Origin of the sequence: Marinobacter subterrani, assembly GCF_001045555.1 — a bacterium.
In the GTDB taxonomy this organism is placed as follows: Bacteria; Pseudomonadota; Gammaproteobacteria; order Pseudomonadales; family Oleiphilaceae; genus Marinobacter; species Marinobacter subterrani.
Map to the genome: position 1 here is coordinate 954,323 of NZ_LFBU01000001.1, position 18,131 is coordinate 972,453.

Genomic DNA, 18,131 nt, shown 5'->3' on the forward strand with positions numbered 1-18,131 from the left:
TTTGATTCAAGGTGGCTGCGAAGTGACAACCAGACGCGTATTGCCCGCAGAATGGGCGCCCCAGAGTGCCGTAATGCTGACCTGGCCCCACCCCGGGACAGACTGGGCAAACAGCCTGGAGGAGGTCGAACCGGTCTTCCTCGACATCGCCAGGGCCGTGCTGCGCTACGAAAATCTGGTTATCAGCGGCGAATACGTCGCCCGCCTGCAGGAGCTTGACCGCGACCTGAACCGCTATGCCCAGGAAAACGGTTTGCCCGGCCGGGTATACACCGTTCCCGCACCAGCAAACGACACCTGGGCAAGGGATCATGGCCCGATTACCGTCGCAACTGATGACGGCCCGGCGCTGCTGGATTTCCGGTTCAATGCCTGGGGCGGGAAGTTTCCGTTCGAAAAAGACGACGCCCTCAACCGACACCTGGCCAATGCCGGGGTATTCGGCAGCACCCCGATGCATCAGGTCGACTTTGTGCTGGAAGGCGGCTCCATTGAAGCCGATGGTCAGGGAACACTGCTGACCACCTCCGAGTGCCTGTTGACCCCTACCAGGAATCCGTCGGTGGATCGCACCGCGATCGAGCAGCTTCTTGCCGAAGTTCTGGGCGTCACCCGCATTCTCTGGCTGAATCATGGTTACCTTGCCGGAGACGACACCGACAGCCATATTGATACGCTGGCCCGTTTCTGCGCCCCGGATCACATCTGCTATGTGACCTGCCCGGATGTCGCAGACGAACACTACAGCGCCCTGGCAGCCATGGAGGAGGAGTTACAGGAGTTCCGCCAGCCCGACGGCACGCCTTACAGGCTCACCGCCCTGCCCTGGCCAGACCCCATCCATGATGAAGACGGCGAACGCCTGCCAGCCACCTATGCCAATTTCCTGATCATTAACGATGCCGTGTTGCTGCCCGTTTATGGCGTTCCCCAGGACGGAGAGGCGATTAAGGTCATGAAGCGGATTTTCCCCTCCCGGGACATCCTGCCAATTGACTGTCGGGCCCTGATTCACCAGCATGGCAGCCTGCACTGTGTAACCATGCAGATTCCGGCAGGAGTCGTGACACCATGAGCCACAACCCGATGCCCAACCAGATCGCCATCGCCGCCATCCAGCAGGCCTGCAGCCCTGATAAGGCCGCCAGCCTGGCTGTCACGGAAAAACTGGTACGGGAAGCCGCGACAAACGGAGCAGGCCTGATTATCCTGCAGGAACTCCACGCCACACTGTATTTCTGCCAGACCGAGGACACTTCAGTCTTTGAACTGGCCGAGCCAATACCTGGCCCGACCAGCAAGAGACTGGCCGACCTGGCCCGGGAACTTGGCATTGTGCTCGTGGGCTCCATCTTTGAACGGCGGATGAACGGGGTTTATCACAACACGGCCGTGGTGTTTGAGAAGGACGGCACCCTGGCCGGACTGTACCGGAAAATGCATATCCCGGATGATCCCGGCTTTTATGAGAAGTTCTACTTCACCCCGGGTGACGCTCAGTTCAACGATGGCCGGAGCGGCTTTACGCCCATCGAGACCTCCGTGGGCAAGCTGGGCGTTCTGGTGTGCTGGGACCAGTGGTACCCGGAGGCTGCCCGGCTGATGGCCCTGGCCGGCGCGGAAATCCTCATCTACCCCACGGCGATCGGCTGGGATGTCACCGACGATCCCGACGAACAGGCCCGGCAACTGGAGGCCTGGGTCACCGTACAGCGGGGCCACGCTGTCGCCAACAACCTGCCGGTGGTCGCACCCAACCGCGTCGGCACCGAACCCGACCCTTCCGGCCAGACCGACGGCATTCGCTTCTGGGGCAACAGCTTCATTTGCGGGCCCCAGGGCGAATTCCTGGCCCGGGCCGATGACCGCTCTGAATGCATTCTGGCCGTCACCCTTGACCGCAACCGCAGTGAATCGGTTCGTCGCATCTGGCCGTATCTGAGAGACCGCCGTATAGACGCCTACGGCGATATTCTCAAGCGCGTGAGGGACTGAGCCCGGAATGAAAAAACTGGTCGACACCGTTGTCAGTGAACTGAACCAGATACTTCTGGGCAAGGATCAACAGGTTCGCCTGGCGCTCTGCGGGCTCCTGGCTCGCGGCCACCTGCTCATTGAAGACATCCCGGGCATGGGCAAGACCACCCTCTCCCATGCCCTGGCCAAAGTGATGGGGCTCAGCTACCAGCGCATCCAGTTCACCAACGACCTGCTGCCTGCCGACGTACTGGGCTACTCCATGTACGACAAACAGGCCGGCAGCCTGGTTTTTCACCCGGGCCCGATCTTCGCCCAGGTCGTACTGGCCGATGAAATAAACCGGGCATCGCCGCGCACCCAGAGCGCGCTGCTGGAAGCCATGGAAGAGCGACAGGTGTCCATTGAGGGAGAAACCCGCCCACTGCCCCACCCCTTCTTCGTAATCGCCACCCAGAACCCGATTGAACAGGGCGGTACTTATCCGTTACCGGAATCCCAGTTGGACCGGTTCCTGATGCGCCTGCGCCTTGGCTACCCGGACCCTAGGGCCGAGCGCGAACTGCTGGAAGGCGAGGACCGCCGCGTGCTGACCGAACAACTCGGCGCCCTGCTCTCCCGGGACGATCTGATGACCCTCCAGGAAGGCGTAACCCGGGTGACCGCAAGTCCCGCCCTGCTGGATTACATCCAGCGCCTCCTGGGCCAGAGCCGAAGAATGCCTGGCCTGCTCTACGGCTTGTCACCCAGGGCCGGCCTCGGCCTGCTCCGGGCCGCCAAGGCCTGGGCCATGATGGACGGCAGGCATCACGTACTGCCTGACGATATCCAGGCGGTGTTCCCCGCCGTGGCCGAACACCGCCTGGAACAGGGCGAGTCCGGCAAAAGCGCCGAGCGCGTGCGCCAGCTCCTGGCAACCGTTTCGGTGCTTGAGTAAATAGCAAGGTTTTATAAGCGAAATTGCCCAAAACAAATGGCAGACTGCCGCTTTCATGTTAGCCTTTTCACCTTTCCCCGAAGCGCCCGGCCCTGAATACCGCGCCGGGCAATGTACTGCTTTTTCAGTGAGAGACCTTCAATGAGCGAGACCAAACATTCCCGACTGATCATCCTCGGTTCCGGCCCGGCGGGGTACACCGCTGCTGTGTACGCAGCCCGCGCCAACCTGAACCCGACCCTGATTACCGGTATTGAAGTCGGCGGCCAGCTCACAACCACCACCGACGTCGACAACTGGCCCGGCGATAACGACGGCGTACAGGGCCCGGAATTGATGCAACGCATGCTCAAACACGCCGAGCGCTTCGAAACCAGCATTGTCTACGACACCATCAACGAAGCCGACCTGCGCAACCGCCCCTTCCGCCTCAAGGGCGACGGTGGCGAATACACCTGCGACGCCCTGATTATCGCAACCGGCGCGTCCGCCATGTACCTGGGCCTGGAATCCGAAGAGAAATTCAAAGGCCAGGGCGTCTCCGCCTGCGCCACCTGCGACGGCTTCTTCTACAAGAAACAGAAAGTCGCCGTTATCGGCGGCGGCAACACCGCCGTTGAAGAGGCCCTGTACCTCTCGAACATTGCCGACGAAGTCACCCTGGTGCACCGCCGGGACAGCCTCCGCGCCGAGAAGATCCTGCAGGACAAACTGTTCGAGAAAGCCGAGAACGGCAACGTCAAGATCGTCTGGGACCACACCCTGGACGAAGTCCTTGGCGACGGCACCGGCGTCACCGGCATGCGCATCAGAAACACCAAAGACGGCTCCACCCAGGAAATGAACCTGGCCGGCGTGTTCATCGCCATCGGCCACAAGCCCAACACCGATCTGTTCCAGGGCCAACTGGACATGGAAAACGGCTACATCCGCATCCGCTCCGGCCTCGAAGGCATGGCCACCCAGAGCAGCATCCCCGGCGTCTTCGCCGCCGGCGACGTCGCCGACCACGTCTACCGCCAGGCCGTCACCTCCGCCGGCTTCGGCTGCATGGCCGCTCTGGATGCCGAAAAGTTTCTGGATCAGCAAGACTGATTGTGATTCAGTAACAAAGAGGAACGCGAACTCAAAAGTTTGCGAAGGCCGGTGGGAGCCGCCTTCTGAAACTGTGCGGAGCCATGGATGGCGGAGCCAAGCGTACAAGGACGTATTCACAGCGTGTTTCAGAAGGCGGCTCCCACCGGCCTGAACTCTATAGGCCCGAAACATCGCAGTAATTACCGGAGAAGGATGACCTCACTACCCTGGCTAGACCCCGACCAACTCTGGTTCCCCCCCGCCAGCGAAGCCCTGGACGACCCGGACGGCCTGCTGGCCCTCGGCGGCGACCTGTCTACCGACAGACTCATACTCGCCTACCGAAACGGCATATTCCCCTGGTACAGCGATGAGCAGCCCATACTCTGGTGGTCTCCCAACCCACGATGCGTGCTGTTCCCAAACGAAATCCACGTATCCCGCAGCCTGCACCGAACCCTCAACAAACAGCGCTTTCAGGTGACTGCGGACCGGGCCTTCGGCCGGATCATCCGGCTGTGCGCGTCCACACGGGCCGAGGGCACCTGGATTACCCAGGAAATGATTGCCAGTTATGCGGAACTGCACCGAATGGGTGTGGCGCATTCTATTGAAGTCTGGAATCACCGGGGCGACCTGGCCGGCGGCATGTACGGCCTGGCCATCGGCACGTGTTTCTTCGGGGAATCCATGTTCTCCCTGGAAACCAACGCATCCAAGGTTCTGATGGTGCACCTGGCCCACCAGCTGCAGGACTGGGGCTACCGCATCATGGACTGCCAGGTGGAGAGCCGACACCTCCTGACCATGGGCGCCAGGACCATTCCCCGGGAAGAGTTTTTATCTATACTCAGGATGAGCATCGATCAGAAACCGGATCAGACCGACTGGACCTTCCAATGGTGTTGGCCCGGGCCGGAGGTGTAAATGAGCAACCTCAGAACACTGGTGTTTTTTGCAACCCCGCCACACGATTGCAGCTACCTGCCAGACCGCGAGGCAACCACCATGTTTGTGGACCCGCGGGCTCATATTGACAAAAAGCTCTACAGCCAGCTCACGGCCCTGGGGTTTCGCCGCAGCGGGTCGCATTACTACCGCCCCCATTGCGAACAGTGTAACGCCTGCATTCCCGTTCGCCTGAAAGTCGATGATTTCAAGCCTGATCGAAGCCAGAGGCGGGTACTGAAGAAAAACGAGGACCTGGAGTGCAGCCTGGTACCGGCGACCTTCGCCGAGCGCTACTACCAGCTTTATGCCACCTATATTGAGCAGCGCCACAGTGACGGGGATATGTATCCCCCGTCGCGGGAGCAGTTCATCTCATTCCTGGTAGAAGGGGCCACCGATTCGTGGTTTCTGGAAATCCGGAAAGACAACCACCTTGTGGGCCTGGCAGCCGTCGACCTGCTCGATGATGGCCTGTCTGCTATCTACACGGTTTTCGAACCCGGGATGGAAGACCGCAGCCTTGGTACCTTTGCCGTCCTGTGGCAAATTGCCGAGGCCCGCCGCAAGGGCCTGCCGCACCTGTACCTCGGGTACTGGATCAAACAGTGCCGGAAAATGAATTACAAAACCCGTTTTCGCCCCATCGAGGCGCTCCGGGACGGGCATTGGCGCGAGCTGGACACAGGCTGACTTTGCCAAACGCGGATAAATCAGGCAGAATTGCGCAATTTAGAATCACGAGAACCATACCCTAACGAGGTTTCTACTGAATGCCGAAATCAGATGCCATTGAAATGGAAGGCGTTATTATCGATACCCTTCCGAACACCATGTTCCGTGTTGAGCTGAGCAACGGTCATGTTGTGACGGCTCACATCTCCGGAAAGATGCGCAAAAACTACATCCGCATCCTGACAGGTGACAAGGTCAAGGTTGAGCTGACTCCCTATGACCTGAGCAAGGGCCGCATCGTTTACCGCGCCCGTTAATGCTCCCGTGACATCTGAAAAGCCCCATCCGGGGCTTTTTTGTTGGCTCGAAAAAAACCGCTGCCGGTCAACCCGATAGCGGTTTTTCTTTACTTCACCGCTCCAGAACTCAGACGGCTTCCGCAGGCTCGTCCTCGTACTCGAACACCAGCTCATCGTCACGGAGGTGGATGAAGACATCCCCGCCCTTCTCCGACAGGCGCCCGAACAGGATCTGCTCAGCCAGTGGCCGCTTGATCTTGTCCTGGATCAGACGGGACATTGGACGAGCACCCATGGTGACATCGTATCCTTTGTCCGCCAGCCAGGATTTGGCCGCATCATCCACATGCAATACCACATGCTTTTCGTCCAGCTGCGCCTGCAGCTCCGTCAGGAACTTGTCCACCACATGGGTGATGGTGTCCTTCTGCAGGTCACCGAACTGAATAATGCCGTCCAGACGATTGCGGAACTCCGGCGTGAAGGTCTTGCTGATGATTTCCATGCCATCGGTGCTGTGGTCCTGCTCGCTGAAGCCGATCGAACGGCGGGCCATGCTTTCAGCCCCGGCGTTGGTGGTCATCACCAGGATTACATGGCGGAAATCCGCTTTTCGGCCATTGTTATCGGTCAGCGTACCGTGGTCCATGACCTGCAGAAGCAGGTTGAAGACTTCCGGATGGGCCTTCTCAATTTCATCCAGCAACAACACACAATGGGGGTGCTTGGTGACAGACTCCGTCAGCAGGCCGCCCTGGTCATAACCGACATAGCCCGGCGGCGCACCAATGAGTCTTGAGACCGTATGGCGCTCCATATACTCCGACATGTCGAAGCGCACCAGCTCGATACCCAGAACCTTGGCCAACTGCTTGGTGACCTCGGTTTTACCAACACCCGTTGGCCCCGCGAACAGGAAAGCACCTTCTGGCTTCTCAGGCGCCTTCAGGCCAGCGCGAGCCAGCTTGATCGATGTCGAGAGAGACTCGATGGCCGGATCCTGACCAAACACCACCATCTTCAGGTCCCGCTCGATATTGCGCAGCAGATCCTTGTCGCTGGTAGAGACGTTCTTCGGCGGGATGCGGGCAATATTCGCGACCACATCCTCGATCTCGGTCACGTCGACGGTCTTCTTGCGCTTGCCCTCGGGCTGCAACCGCTGCCGGGCGCCAGCTTCGTCGATGACATCAATGGCCTTGTCCGGAAGATGGCGGTCGGTGATATACCGGTCCGCCAGTTCTGCGGCAACCCTCAGAGCCTTGTCGGTGTACTTCAGATCGTGGTGCTTCTCGAAGTTCGGCTTCAGACCCTTGAGGATCTGGTACGTATCCTCAACGCTGGGCTCATTGACATCGATTTTCTGGAACCGGCGGGCCAGTGCACTGTCCTTTTCGAAAATTCCTCGGAATTCCTGGAAGGTGGTGGAACCAATGCACCGGATCTCGCCGGAACTCAGCATCGGCTTCAGCAGATTGGAAGCGTCCATAACGCCACCGGATGCCGAACCGGCACCGATAATGGTGTGGATCTCGTCGATAAACAGGATCGCATGATTCTCTTTCTTGAGCTCCGCCAGCAACCCTTTCAGGCGCTTCTCGAAATCACCACGGTACTTGGTTCCCGCAAGCAGAGCACCCAGATCCAGGGAGTAGACCACGGCGTCGGAAATGATGTCCGGTACCTGGCCGTCCACGATCCGCTTGGCCAGACCCTCAGCGATAGCGGTCTTGCCTACGCCGGCCTCACCGACCAGCAGCGGGTTGTTCTTACGCCGGCGCACCAGAATCTGGACCACCCGCTCGACCTCGTGCTCCCGGCCGATCAGCGGATCAATCCGGCCCTGGCGGGCCTGCTCGTTCAGGTTGGTTGCGTAGCTTTCCAGTGGTTTGGAATGGCCGCCTTCCTCTCCAGCTTCATCATGGGACGCCTGATCATGGCTCTCCGAATCCTCGGCACCCTGAACCCGGGAGATCCCGTGGGACACAAAGTTGACCACATCAATGCGGGCAACGCTCTGTTTCTTCAGGACATACACTGCCTGGCTTTCCTGCTCGCTGAAAATTGCGACCAGTACGTTAGCCCCGGTTACTTCTTTCTTACCCGAGGACTGCACATGAAACACCGCCCGCTGCAGTACCCGCTGGAAACCCAGAGTCGGCTGGGTCTCGCGCTCACTGTCACTGTTCGGGATCAATGGTGTTGTTGAGTCCACAAATTCGACCAGTTCCTCCTGAAGTCGCTTGAGGTCTGCACCACAGGCCTTCAGGACGCCCACCGCCGATTCGTTATCCAACAGGGCCAGCAACAAATGCTCCACGGTCATGAACTCATGACGCTTGTCGCGGGCATTTTTGAAAGCCGTGTTCAGCGTAATTTCCAGATCTTTGCTCAGCATGGGCCACCCCAACGTCTTTCAGTCCGCACGTTCAATCTCGCAAAGGAGCGGATGTTCGCATTCCGAGGAATACTGGTTCACCTGTGCCGCCTTTGTTTCCGCGATGTCCCGGGTAAATACCCCGCATACGGCCTTTCCCTGCGTATGGACGAGCAGCATCACCTGCGTCGCCTTTTCCTCGTTCATTCCGAAGAACGTCATCAGTACATCCACAACAAAATCCATGGGTGTGTAATCGTCGTTCAGCAGCACCACCCTGTAACGCGCCGGGCGCTTGAGAGCAGGCTTCTCGGGAGCAACGCTGAGGTCATCCTGCCGCCCCGGTTGTTCGTCCTCCCCCTGATTCAATACTAGTAGAGAATTTTCGATAGTCCGCATCATTCCTAACCGGTTTATCGGTGCTCCTGTCTAAATGTGGATGTCGGCCCCGAGGTTTTCAAGCAGGGCGTGAGATATTTAGCACTACGAACATGATACCGCTTCCAGACTGCGTTCAACCACACTTTCCGGGTATAGAAGCTCTTGACTCCACACTATGATTGGCCGAAAGTTAAGTTGCATTGTAAAATAATGTTAACTGATGCGATGTTTATGTAACGGCCGAAAGGCAAATAACACAACCAAAAACAGTGACAGCAAAAGAACAGGGGAGTTCATCATGCCAAGAGGCAAAGTCAAGTGGTTCAACAATGCCAAAGGGTACGGGTTCATCATCGAGGATGGTTGCAGTGACGATCTGTTTGCGCACTTCTCGTCGGTTCAAATGGACGGCTACAAGACCCTGAAGGCCGGTCAGACCGTATCCTTTGATAAAAAGCCCAGTGACAAGGGCGTTCACGCAGTCAACATCATTCCGGATGAGCAACCCGCGAGCAAGGCGGGGACGGATGTCGGAAGCGACGTTGCAACAGAGTCGGGGCCCCAGGAACCCGGCCGGGACGGCTATCCCCCCCGCGCAGTGAACGGCTGACCGTCCCTGATATCTGGCGTCTGACACCCACTGGCCGCAGGCTGGTGGCGTTCTTTTCTTTTACCTGCAAAGCCTGACATCCATGTAATTGCTGGCAATTCGACTTTGCCAGCAATTACCGTTCAAGTACCCTGCTCTTTCCGACCTATTCTGAGAGTCTATGGATCTGCAACGGCATGGCTGAACTGATTCTTTTCAATAAACCTTTTCAGGTGCTGAGCCAGTTCACTGACGACCGTGCCGATGGAGGAGACTCACCACGCGCCACACTGGCGGACTACCTGCAGATTCCCTGTGTCTACCCGGCCGGCAGGCTGGATTATGATTCCGAGGGCCTGCTCCTGCTTACCGCGGATGGCGCCTTACAGCACCGGATAGCGTCCCCCGCCCTGAAAATGCCCAAGACCTACTGGGTTCAGGTAGAGGGAGAGGTTTCGGACGACGCCCTCAAAAAGCTCTCGGAAGGCGTAATGCTGAAAGATGGCCAGACCCGACCAGCGAAGGCCTCAAGGTTGCAATCGCCGGCCATCTGGCAGCGGGTACCGCCTGTGCGGCACCGCGACACCGTACCCACATGCTGGCTTGAGCTGACCATTACCGAAGGCCGGAACCGACAAGTCCGGCGAATGACCGCCGCAGTAGGCTTTCCAACGTTGAGACTGATCCGTTACCGGATTGGTGACTGGACCCTGGAGGGCCTGAAACCCGGCGACTACCGGACAGTGGCCGTTAACCTGCCGGCCCGCCCGAACACCCAATCCCGCCCCGGTCGCAGCGGCACCGGGGCCAGAGCCCGGAGAAAGAGAAAAACATGACCTGGACACCCCATGCCACTGTAGCCGTTATCGTTGAAGACCCGACCGGGCGATTTCTCATGGTGGAAGAGTTCAGTGGCGGCAGGATTGTATTCAACCAGCCCGCCGGCCACATCGAGGAAGACGAGGCCATACTCGACGCCGTTCGCCGGGAAACACTGGAGGAAACCGGCTGGACGGTTGACCCGGTGCATTTCCTGGGCATCTACACATACAAGGCCCCGGCAAATGGCGTGACCTATTACCGCTTCTGTTATGTGGCGAGGGCCGGTGCGAAGGAGTCAGACGACCTGGATGACGGCATCATCGCCGCCCACTGGCTGACCCTTGAGGAGATTCGATGCCTTGGCGACAAGCTCCGAAGCCCGCTTGTCCTGCAATGCATAGAAGATTACCGAAATGGTCGCCGGTACCCGCTGGACGTGGTCGTCGATTCAAAGACGGCGCCTTAGGAAAATGTTAAACTCGCGGTTTTTTAACCGGTAGCAACGCTGTAATGACCAACGCCCCTGAAGCTCACTCTTCAAACAGCCCAACCAACACCCGCGTCATTGTCGGCATGTCCGGCGGCGTCGATTCGTCCGTGGCCGCCTGGCTGCTCAAGGATCAGGGCTATCAGGTAGAAGGCCTGTTCATGAAGAACTGGGATGAGGATGACGGTACCGAATACTGCACCGCCATGACCGACCTGGCGGATGCCCAGGCTGTTGCCGATGCCATTGGTATCAAGCTGCATACCGCCAGCTTTGCCGCCGAGTACTGGGACCGGGTATTTGAACATTTCCTTTTGGAGTACCAGGCCGGTCGCACGCCGAACCCGGATATCCTGTGCAACAAGGAGGTCAAGTTCCGCGCCTTCCTGGACTACGCCATTACCCTGGGTGCTGACTATATAGCCACCGGACACTACGCCCGCCAGCGCCCCGTTGCTGGCTCATCCGGCAAGGCCCAGCTCTTGAAGGGGCTGGATCCAAACAAGGACCAGAGCTACTTCCTGCATGCCGTCTCCGGCGATCGCATCGCACGGACCCTGTTCCCCGTGGGCGAGCTTGAGAAACCGGAAGTACGCCGGATTGCCGAGCAGCAGGGTTTCGTAACCCACGACAAGAAAGACTCCACTGGCATCTGCTTCATTGGCGAGCGTAAATTCCGGGATTTCCTGAAGCAGTACCTGCCCGCCCAGCCCGGCGATATCGAAACCCCGAATGGCCAGAAGATCGGCCGCCACCAGGGCCTGATGTATCACACTATTGGCCAGCGCCAGGGCCTCGGTATTGGCGGCTTGAGCGAATTCGGCGATGAACCCTGGTACGTTGCGGAAAAGGATCTCGACCGTAATGTCCTGATAGCGGTCCAGGGCAAGCATCACCCTCTGCTGTTCTCGCGGGGGCTGGTTTCCGGCCCGATTGACTGGGTTGCGGGCCAGCCGCCCTCTTCGGCTTTCCGCTGCAGAGCCAAGACCCGGTATCGGCAGCCGGACCAGGACTGCCAGGTGTCTGTGATCGACGGGGGCGTGCGGGTCGATTTTGACGATGCCCAACGGGCAGTCACACCGGGTCAGTCCGTTGTCTTTTACGACGGTGAGGTCTGCCTCGGCGGCGGGGTTATCGAGGCAACCTGGCGAGATGGCGAGACCCTGCCCGCCCGCCTGGCCGGTGACCGGGCCCGGGAAGAAACCGCATGAGCCGTTCGCTGAAAGACCAGACCCTGGCTCTGGCGGGGGTGTTTCAGGCCGCGAACCTGGTTCAGCAGATTGCTCACAGTGGCCAGTGCAACCAGGCCAGCCTGGAGACCTCCCTGCGCTCCCTGTTCGCCACCGACCCCGAGAACACCCTGGATGTATACGGCGGTGAGCTCCGCGACATCCGGGAGGGCCTGGTCACACTGTCCTCAGTATTGAGCCAGCAAAGCAAGCAGCAGGATATCGAAGCCCTGCGCTATACCCTCAACCTGATTCAACTGGAATCCCGGCTCAACCGGCGGTCCGACATGCTGGATGTCATCGGCAGCCGGATCGACCAGGCGCGGCATACCGCCAGCCACTTTGGCTATACCCACCCTAACCTGATCAGCAACCTGGCCTCGGTTTACGCCGATACCATCAGCACCTTCCGCTTGCGCATCCAGGTGAGCGGTAATCCCTCGATCCTGCAGCAGGAAGAAAACGCCGCCAAGGTTCGGGCCCTGCTTCTGGCAGGTATCCGCTCGGCGGTACTCTGGCGCCAGACCGGCGGTCGTCGCTGGCAACTGATCTTTTCCCGCAAAAAGATTATCCGGCTCGCCGGGGAACTGGCCGAGGAAGCAAATCACTCCCTGTACCACTGAGAGCGCTGATTCAGTGCCTGCGGTGGTGTATGATATGCACCCTTTATTTTCGTTTGATCCGATTCTTTGATGACTTGAGAGGTTTTCGATGGAACTCACCGCGCTGACCGCCATTTCCCCGGTCGATGGACGCTACGGCAGTAAAGTCACCGTCTTCCGTGACATCTTCAGTGAATATGGCCTGATCAGGAACCGTGTGACCGTCGAGATCCGTTGGTTGCAGAAGCTGGCAGCCCACCCCGGGGTAACCGAAGTGCCTGCTTTTTCCGCGGATGCCAATGCCTGTCTCGACCGACTGGTGAGCGAATTCAGCCTGGCGGACGCAGAGCGCATCAAGGAAATCGAACGGACCACCAATCACGACGTGAAGGCGGTGGAGTACTTCATCAAGGAAAAGATCGCCGGTGTTCCGGAACTGCACGCGGTCACCGAGTTTGTCCACTTTGCCTGTACTTCGGAAGACATCAATAACCTGTCCCACGCCCTGATGCTGCGGGAGGGTCTGGATCATGGTCTGCTCCCCGCCATGGACCGGGTTGTCGACAAGCTGGCGCAGTTGGCCCACGAGCACGCCGAACAGCCCATGCTGTCCCGTACACACGGGCAAACCGCGTCTCCCACCACGGTAGGCAAGGAGTTGGCCAACGTGGTTCACCGCCTGCGCCGGCAAGTCAGGCTAATCCGGCAAACCGAGCTGCTGGGCAAAATCAATGGCGCCGTCGGCAACTACAATGCCCATCTTTCGGCCTATCCGGACATCGACTGGGCCCTGAACGCCCGTGAATTCATCGAGAGCCTCGGGCTGGACTGGAACCCTTACACCACCCAGATCGAGCCCCACGATTACATTGCCGAACTGTACGACGCCATCGCCCGTTTCAACACCATCCTGATCGACCTGGACAGGGATATCTGGGGCTATATCTCCCTCGGTTACTTCAAACAGAAAACCGTAGAAGGCGAGGTGGGCTCCTCCACCATGCCGCACAAGGTCAACCCGATCGACTTCGAGAACTCCGAAGGCAACCTCGGCATAGCCAATGCGCTGTTCAGCCACCTCTCCGCCAAGCTGCCCATTTCGCGCTGGCAGCGGGACCTGACTGACTCCACCGTGCTCCGCAATTTGGGGGTGGGCTTTGCCCATAGCCTGATTGCCTATGAAGCAAGCCTGAAAGGCCTGGGCAAGCTCGAAATCAACCCGGCCCGTCTGGACGAAGACCTTGATCATGCCTGGGAAGTACTCGCCGAGCCGATCCAGACAGTGATGCGTCGGTACAACATCGAAAAACCCTACGAAAAGCTCAAGGCATTGACCCGCGGCAAGGCAATGACTCCGGAAGTGATCAAGAATTTTGTCGAGACCCTCGAGATTCCGGATCACGCCAAGGCAGAGCTGATGGCGCTGACGCCGGGCAATTACATCGGCAATGCCGTCGATCAGGCAAAGACCATCTGAAACCCGGAGCGCATCCATGGACATGCTTGGCGGACTGACCCCTTCTGAATTCCTGCGGGATTACTGGCAGAAGAAGCCACTGGTTATCCGCCGGGCGTTTCCCGGTTTCCAGTGCCCGGTGAGTGCCGATGAGCTGGCGGGGCTGGCCTGTGAAGAGGGCGTGGAATCCCGGATTGTCATCGAAAACGACGACGGCAAGCCCTGGCAACTCCACAACGGCCCCTTTGCCCCGGACCGGTTCAGTGAATTGCCGGAGCAGGACTGGACCCTGCTGGTTCAGGGCCTCGACCACTGGGTGCCGGAGATCGCCGATCTGCTTGAGCATTTCCGCTTCGTTCCGAACTGGCGCCTGGACGACATCATGGCCAGTTATGCGCCCAAAGGCGGCAGTGTTGGCCCTCACTACGACCAGTACGACGTCTTCCTGCTCCAGGCCCAGGGACACCGCCGCTGGACCTTTGGCGGCCACTGCGACCACACCTCACCCAGAGTGGAAGGCACCCCGCTCCGGATACTGAGCAGTTGGGATGGCGAGGAAACGGTCACCCTGGCCCCGGGCGACATGCTGTACCTGCCACCCGGCATCGGGCACCACGGAGTAGCCGAAGACGATTGCATAACACTGTCCGTGGGGTTCAGGGCGCCGACCATCGACGATGTTCTGACCGGATTCACCGACTTTCTGTGCAACCAGTCAGACGCCTCGGACCACCTCAACGATCCGGACCTGCAGGTTCAGGACAACCCGGGCACCATCCAGCCCGATGTGATTGACCGTCTTGAGACCGTTATCCGGGAAAAACTCGGCGACCGCCGGCAGCTTGCCCTCTGGTTCGGCCAGTATTCCACCGCTCCGAAAAGCATGGACATCGTGGTACCTGCCGAGGAGCCGGCCTCCGCGGAGGACCTTGCCAAGGCGATCCATACCGGCGAGCAGATGCGCTGGAACGAAGGCTCCCGCTTCGCCTACTACGAGTTTGCCAGTGAAACTGCCCTGTTTGTGGACGGCGAGCAATTCCTGCTCAAAGGCGAGGCGTGCCCGCTCGCCCCGCTACTGTGTTCCGCCGCCCGCATTGACATGGCGGCGCTGGCCCGCTTTGCTGACGACGAGGCATTGCTTGGTCTTCTGATCACGCTTTACAATCAGGGTTCTGTGTACTTCGAGTAAAACTGAACATTGGCGGGTTAAGGCGAGTGGATGGTCCCATCCACTCGCCTTCGCAGGCTTGGGTATGAATATCCGATTCAGAAAATACAGTTGGCAACTAGCCCCGGCATCGGTCCAGGAGATCCGGCAAAAGGTTTTTATCGACGAGCAGAAGGTTCCTCCGGAGCTGGAGTGGGATGAAACCGACGAAATTGCCGATCATTACCTGGCGGTTCTTCCCGACAATACGCCCGCTGGCGTCGCCCGGCTGTTTTCAACCCTGGAAGAAACCGGCCATATCGGTCGCATGGCGATTTTGCCGCAGTATCGGGGACAGGGCATCGGGGAAGTCCTGCTGAGGCATTTGATTGCAGAATCCGCCGGGCGGTTTTCCGAGCTCAGGCTTTCTGCCCAGGAGCACGCCATTCCCTTCTATCAGCGCTCAGGCTTCCATGTCTGTTCGGACGTTTATGACGACGCCGGCATTCCTCACTTTGACATGCGCTGCCTGGCACCGTATCTGGCTGTTGAGAAGCTCAGCGACAGGAATCAGCCGCTAATTTTGGGCTGTGACGGGGATTCCTGGCTGTTTGATACCGAAGCCCGGCTGCTGGGGCTGATGGATTCCGTGGTGGGCCAGGCCGGCCAGCGCCTCTGGCTGTATGATCGCCTGCTTGAGCATGACCTGTATGACCGGCATCGGTTCCGGGACTTGATCTCCGCCCTCGCCCGGCGGCACCGGCTCAGCGAGGTCAGGCTATTGATCCATGACGACAAGCCTCTGGTGAAACGTCGACACACGCTGGTGGAGCTGATGCGTCGGCTGCCGAGCCGCATGGAGCTTCGGCTGGTCAATGAGGACTATCCGGTTGCGGACCAGCCATTCATTCTCGCGGATCGCGAAGGCGTGGTATACCGGCATGACTTTTACAAGCCGGAAGGTTTTGCCAAGTTCTCCGACGGCGGTCGGGTGAAGCTGCTGTCTGAAAATTTCCAGCGTATGTGGGATGCGGCGCGCCCTTCCCTGGAACTCCGGGAACTACCGCTCTGAGTGATGGGCCTGGGGCGTGTCCGGCGCCTCGAACCTGGCCCCGAACGGGGCGAACTCGGTATCCACTTCAGTGGCCACTTCCGCGATCAGCTTGCGCAGCCACTGATGATCCGCATTGTGCTGCAAAAGCGGGCTCCAGGCCATTTTCAGTTCGAACGGTGGAATCTCGAAAGGCGGCACCTTGACCACCAGGTTCGGATTGTCTTTCTGCAGCCAGGCAGCGCGGGATGGAAGCGTGGCGATCAGGTCATGCTGTTCCGCCAGTAGCATGGCCACCTGATAATGCCGGGTGAATACCGAAATCTGCCGCTTGCGTCCCATCCGGGACAGGGCCTCATCCACCCACCCCAGACGCTGGACATCTTTCGGGTTAACCCCGACCCCGACGCCGAACCCGGTCTTGCTGACCCAGATGTGGCTGGCATCCAGGTAGGTATCCAGCGTAAAGGGTTCTCTGAGCAAGGGGTTACGGGCATTCATCAGGCAGGCGAAATACTCGGGCCAGAGGGTTTTCTGGTGAAACGACTGGGGAATCTTGTCGAACCGGTTAATCGCCATATCCAGCCGGCCCTGCTCCACGTCAAGAAAGCTGACGTCACTTGGGGTCAGAACATCCAGAGTCACCTGCGGCGCTTCCTGCCGGATCCGCCTGAGCACCCGGGGCATCAGGCAGGATTCGGCGTAGTCACTGGCCATGATCCGGAACACCCGCTGACTCTCCAGGGCCGAGAACGGGGTCTTTTCCTGTACCGCCTGTTCGATATCCGAAAGAATTCCACGTACCAGCGGTTGCAGCTCACGGGCACGCTCGGTGGCCGTCATACCCTCACTGGTTCGCACCAGCAGCGGATCGCTGAACAGGTCCCTCAACCGCCTCAGCCCATTGCTCATGGCCGGCTGGGTGATACCGAGATGATTGGCCGCTTTGGTGACATTCCGTTCGCGCAACAGCACATCGAGGTAGACGAGGAGATTCAGATCAACACGGGAAATATCCACAGACAACTCCGGAATGGCAGGAAAACGCGGTGAATTACCTTGTATTCACGAAGACAATATACATGATACGTAAAATTCACATAATTGATATCCAATACGAACTTTCACATTCGGAAACGGATTCAATGCTGTATTTCTGCTAGTCTTCCGGATACTTGCTGAATATTATCGGTATTTTGAGGCCGGTTTGCCCACCTACCGTCGTTTGATCCTGAAGCCGGAGCCGTTACTGACAAAATGGATACCACTACGATTGTCCTGTTGCTGGCCGCCATCGTTATCGTCTCAATTGTCATTATTGTGCTCAGCCAGATGCGCGAGAGGGCTCGTATTGAACGGGCCCGCAAGATCACTTCCCAGGAGGACGCCTATAATCGGGCCTTCCGCCTGCTCTCGGAGATCCCCGGCCAATACCTGACCGCCGACCTGAAACTTCTACTGATCAAACGGATGGAAGAGGCCTGCAATGAACTCGCCGGGCTCAGATCCAACCTGCCGGTAAAACAGTGGCAGGAGTCGGCAACCGACCTGAAAAAGCAGGTCCTTGAAAACCGGGACGCCACCACACCGGTAAAGATTGATTCCCCGGAAAAATCGAACTATGTAAAAGAGCTGCTTCAGAATCTGTTCAAGATGATCGAAGCGATGCATAAAAGCGGTCGGATTGACGCGGCGACTGCCAAGAAGAACCTGAAATACGTGCTGTTCCTGGTCCACAAGACCCATGCGGACCTGCACGTTTTCCAGGCCAGGGATTATGTCCGCCAGAATCAGACCCGCAAGGCGATTCACGCCTATCACCTGGCCAGTACCGAAATGGCCAAGTCACGGGATAACCCGCTTGCCCTCAGAGCGGTCAAGAGCTTCCGGATGCGAATCAAGGAACTGGAAGCCATGAGCGCCGAGGGCAAAGACAGTCAGCATAATGAATCCCAGTCCAAACTGGATCGGGAATGGGATACTTTTCTCCACGACGACGAGTGGAAGAAAAAGGCCGATTACGACGACTGACCGCCACAAACCGGGCCGCCCTGAGCGGCCTGCTAACAGGGACAGT

Annotated in this window: 19 protein-coding genes; 16 read left to right on the plus strand and 3 right to left on the minus strand. The window is 58.7% G+C overall.

Annotated elements, in window-relative coordinates; all coding sequences use genetic code 11:
- Positions 1–22: 22 nt before the first annotated feature.
- From msub_RS04435 to infA, 7 genes are all read left to right on the plus strand, one after another.
- Complete coding sequence (locus msub_RS04435; protein ID WP_082146530.1) at positions 23–1,075, plus strand: agmatine deiminase family protein; 1,053 nt, start codon at positions 23–25, stop codon at positions 1,073–1,075.
- Positions 1,072–1,995: a carbon-nitrogen hydrolase gene (locus tag msub_RS04440; protein WP_048494893.1), complete on the plus strand. Its 924-nt coding sequence runs from the start codon at positions 1,072–1,074 to the stop codon at positions 1,993–1,995. The genes msub_RS04435 and msub_RS04440 overlap by 4 nt, the downstream gene beginning before the upstream one ends.
- Before the next feature lie 7 nt (positions 1,996–2,002).
- The gene (locus tag msub_RS04445) at positions 2,003–2,914 is read left to right on the plus strand and encodes an AAA family ATPase (protein WP_048494894.1); all 912 of its coding nucleotides are present in this window, start codon (positions 2,003–2,005) and stop codon (positions 2,912–2,914) included.
- 141 nt (positions 2,915–3,055) lie between these two features.
- Positions 3,056–4,009 carry a thioredoxin-disulfide reductase gene (trxB, locus tag msub_RS04450; RefSeq protein WP_048494895.1) on the plus strand — a complete coding sequence of 318 codons (954 nt, stop codon included), beginning with the start codon at positions 3,056–3,058 and terminating at the stop codon, positions 4,007–4,009.
- 195 nt (positions 4,010–4,204) lie between these two features.
- A complete protein-coding gene (gene aat / locus msub_RS04455) occupies positions 4,205–4,918 on the plus strand; it encodes a leucyl/phenylalanyl-tRNA--protein transferase (protein WP_048494896.1) in 714 nt (237 codons plus the stop codon).
- Positions 4,919–5,632 carry an arginyltransferase gene (locus tag msub_RS04460; protein WP_048494897.1) on the plus strand — a complete coding sequence of 238 codons (714 nt, stop codon included), beginning with the start codon at positions 4,919–4,921 and terminating at the stop codon, positions 5,630–5,632. It begins immediately after the preceding gene.
- An 80-nt stretch (positions 5,633–5,712) separates the two neighbouring features.
- The gene (infA, locus tag msub_RS04465) at positions 5,713–5,931 is read left to right on the plus strand and encodes a translation initiation factor IF-1 (RefSeq protein ID WP_008169200.1); all 219 of its coding nucleotides are present in this window, start codon (positions 5,713–5,715) and stop codon (positions 5,929–5,931) included.
- A 109-nt stretch (positions 5,932–6,040) separates the two neighbouring features.
- Here infA and clpA read toward each other — a convergent pair whose 3' ends face one another.
- Both clpA and clpS read right to left on the minus strand, forming a co-directional pair.
- On the minus strand, positions 6,041–8,311 hold the full coding sequence (gene clpA, locus msub_RS04470) for an ATP-dependent Clp protease ATP-binding subunit ClpA (protein ID WP_048494898.1): 2,271 nt from the start codon (positions 8,309–8,311) through the stop codon (positions 6,041–6,043).
- A gap of 18 nt (positions 8,312–8,329) precedes the next feature.
- On the minus strand, positions 8,330–8,689 hold the full coding sequence (gene clpS / locus msub_RS04475; protein ID WP_048496975.1) for an ATP-dependent Clp protease adapter ClpS: 360 nt from the start codon (positions 8,687–8,689) through the stop codon (positions 8,330–8,332).
- Positions 8,690–8,969: 280 nt separating this feature from the next.
- Between clpS and msub_RS22455 the strand changes: the two genes are divergently transcribed.
- The 8 genes from msub_RS22455 to msub_RS04515 all read left to right on the plus strand — a co-directional run bounded on the left by msub_RS22455 (position 8,970) and on the right by msub_RS04515 (position 16,075).
- On the plus strand, positions 8,970–9,281 hold the full coding sequence (locus msub_RS22455) for a cold shock domain-containing protein (protein WP_048494899.1): 312 nt from the start codon (positions 8,970–8,972) through the stop codon (positions 9,279–9,281).
- 176 nt (positions 9,282–9,457) lie between these two features.
- Positions 9,458–10,096 carry a pseudouridine synthase gene (locus msub_RS04485; RefSeq protein ID WP_048494900.1) on the plus strand — a complete coding sequence of 213 codons (639 nt, stop codon included), beginning with the start codon at positions 9,458–9,460 and terminating at the stop codon, positions 10,094–10,096.
- Positions 10,093–10,548, plus strand: coding sequence for an NUDIX hydrolase (locus tag msub_RS04490; RefSeq protein WP_048494901.1), 456 nt, complete (start codon positions 10,093–10,095; stop codon positions 10,546–10,548). The genes msub_RS04485 and msub_RS04490 overlap by 4 nt, the downstream gene beginning before the upstream one ends.
- Before the next feature lie 44 nt (positions 10,549–10,592).
- Positions 10,593–11,780 carry a tRNA 2-thiouridine(34) synthase MnmA gene (mnmA, locus tag msub_RS04495; RefSeq protein WP_048494902.1) on the plus strand — a complete coding sequence of 396 codons (1,188 nt, stop codon included), beginning with the start codon at positions 10,593–10,595 and terminating at the stop codon, positions 11,778–11,780.
- On the plus strand, positions 11,777–12,421 hold the full coding sequence (gene hflD / locus msub_RS04500; protein ID WP_048494903.1) for a high frequency lysogenization protein HflD: 645 nt from the start codon (positions 11,777–11,779) through the stop codon (positions 12,419–12,421). The genes mnmA and hflD overlap by 4 nt, the downstream gene beginning before the upstream one ends.
- An 88-nt stretch (positions 12,422–12,509) precedes the next feature.
- Positions 12,510–13,877: an adenylosuccinate lyase gene (purB, locus tag msub_RS04505; protein WP_048494904.1), complete on the plus strand. Its 1,368-nt coding sequence runs from the start codon at positions 12,510–12,512 to the stop codon at positions 13,875–13,877.
- Positions 13,878–13,893: 16 nt separating this feature from the next.
- Positions 13,894–15,045 carry a cupin domain-containing protein gene (locus msub_RS04510; protein ID WP_048494905.1) on the plus strand — a complete coding sequence of 384 codons (1,152 nt, stop codon included), beginning with the start codon at positions 13,894–13,896 and terminating at the stop codon, positions 15,043–15,045.
- Between the two features lie 64 nt (positions 15,046–15,109).
- Positions 15,110–16,075: a GNAT family N-acetyltransferase gene (locus tag msub_RS04515; protein WP_048494906.1), complete on the plus strand. Its 966-nt coding sequence runs from the start codon at positions 15,110–15,112 to the stop codon at positions 16,073–16,075.
- Here msub_RS04515 and msub_RS04520 read toward each other — a convergent pair.
- Positions 16,064–17,074 (minus strand): LysR family transcriptional regulator, encoded by a 1,011-nt coding sequence (locus msub_RS04520; protein ID WP_048494907.1) that lies wholly within the window; start codon positions 17,072–17,074, stop codon positions 16,064–16,066. The two genes, msub_RS04515 and msub_RS04520, sit on opposite strands and share 12 nt — an antisense overlap.
- A gap of 237 nt (positions 17,075–17,311) precedes the next feature.
- Here msub_RS04520 and msub_RS04525 point away from each other — a divergent pair, with 237 nt between their 5' ends.
- Positions 17,312–18,085, plus strand: coding sequence for a hypothetical protein (locus tag msub_RS04525; protein WP_048494908.1), 774 nt, complete (start codon positions 17,312–17,314; stop codon positions 18,083–18,085).
- Positions 18,086–18,131: the final 46 nt, after the last annotated feature.

Bases quoted from the DNA above. Each gene is read 5' to 3' on its own strand.
- msub_RS04440 (WP_048494893.1), top strand. From the start codon at position 1,072: ATGAGCCACAACCCGATGCCCAACCAGATCGCCATCGCCGCCATCCAG.
- msub_RS04445 (WP_048494894.1), top strand. From the start codon at position 2,003: ATGAAAAAACTGGTCGACACCGTTGTCAGTGAACTGAACCAGATACTT.
- trxB (WP_048494895.1), top strand. From the start codon at position 3,056: ATGAGCGAGACCAAACATTCCCGACTGATCATCCTCGGTTCCGGCCCG.
- aat (WP_048494896.1), top strand. From the start codon at position 4,205: ATGACCTCACTACCCTGGCTAGACCCCGACCAACTCTGGTTCCCCCCC.
- msub_RS04460 (WP_048494897.1), top strand. From the start codon at position 4,919: ATGAGCAACCTCAGAACACTGGTGTTTTTTGCAACCCCGCCACACGAT.
- infA (WP_008169200.1), top strand. From the start codon at position 5,713: ATGCCGAAATCAGATGCCATTGAAATGGAAGGCGTTATTATCGATACC.
- clpA (WP_048494898.1), bottom strand. From the start codon at position 8,311: ATGCTGAGCAAAGATCTGGAAATTACGCTGAACACGGCTTTCAAAAAT.
- clpS (WP_048496975.1), bottom strand. From the start codon at position 8,689: ATGCGGACTATCGAAAATTCTCTACTAGTATTGAATCAGGGGGAGGAC.
- msub_RS22455 (WP_048494899.1), top strand. From the start codon at position 8,970: ATGCCAAGAGGCAAAGTCAAGTGGTTCAACAATGCCAAAGGGTACGGG.
- msub_RS04485 (WP_048494900.1), top strand. From the start codon at position 9,458: ATGGCTGAACTGATTCTTTTCAATAAACCTTTTCAGGTGCTGAGCCAG.
- msub_RS04490 (WP_048494901.1), top strand. From the start codon at position 10,093: ATGACCTGGACACCCCATGCCACTGTAGCCGTTATCGTTGAAGACCCG.
- mnmA (WP_048494902.1), top strand. From the start codon at position 10,593: ATGACCAACGCCCCTGAAGCTCACTCTTCAAACAGCCCAACCAACACC.
- hflD (WP_048494903.1), top strand. From the start codon at position 11,777: ATGAGCCGTTCGCTGAAAGACCAGACCCTGGCTCTGGCGGGGGTGTTT.
- purB (WP_048494904.1), top strand. From the start codon at position 12,510: ATGGAACTCACCGCGCTGACCGCCATTTCCCCGGTCGATGGACGCTAC.
- msub_RS04510 (WP_048494905.1), top strand. From the start codon at position 13,894: ATGGACATGCTTGGCGGACTGACCCCTTCTGAATTCCTGCGGGATTAC.
- msub_RS04515 (WP_048494906.1), top strand. From the start codon at position 15,110: ATGAATATCCGATTCAGAAAATACAGTTGGCAACTAGCCCCGGCATCG.
- msub_RS04525 (WP_048494908.1), top strand. From the start codon at position 17,312: ATGGATACCACTACGATTGTCCTGTTGCTGGCCGCCATCGTTATCGTC.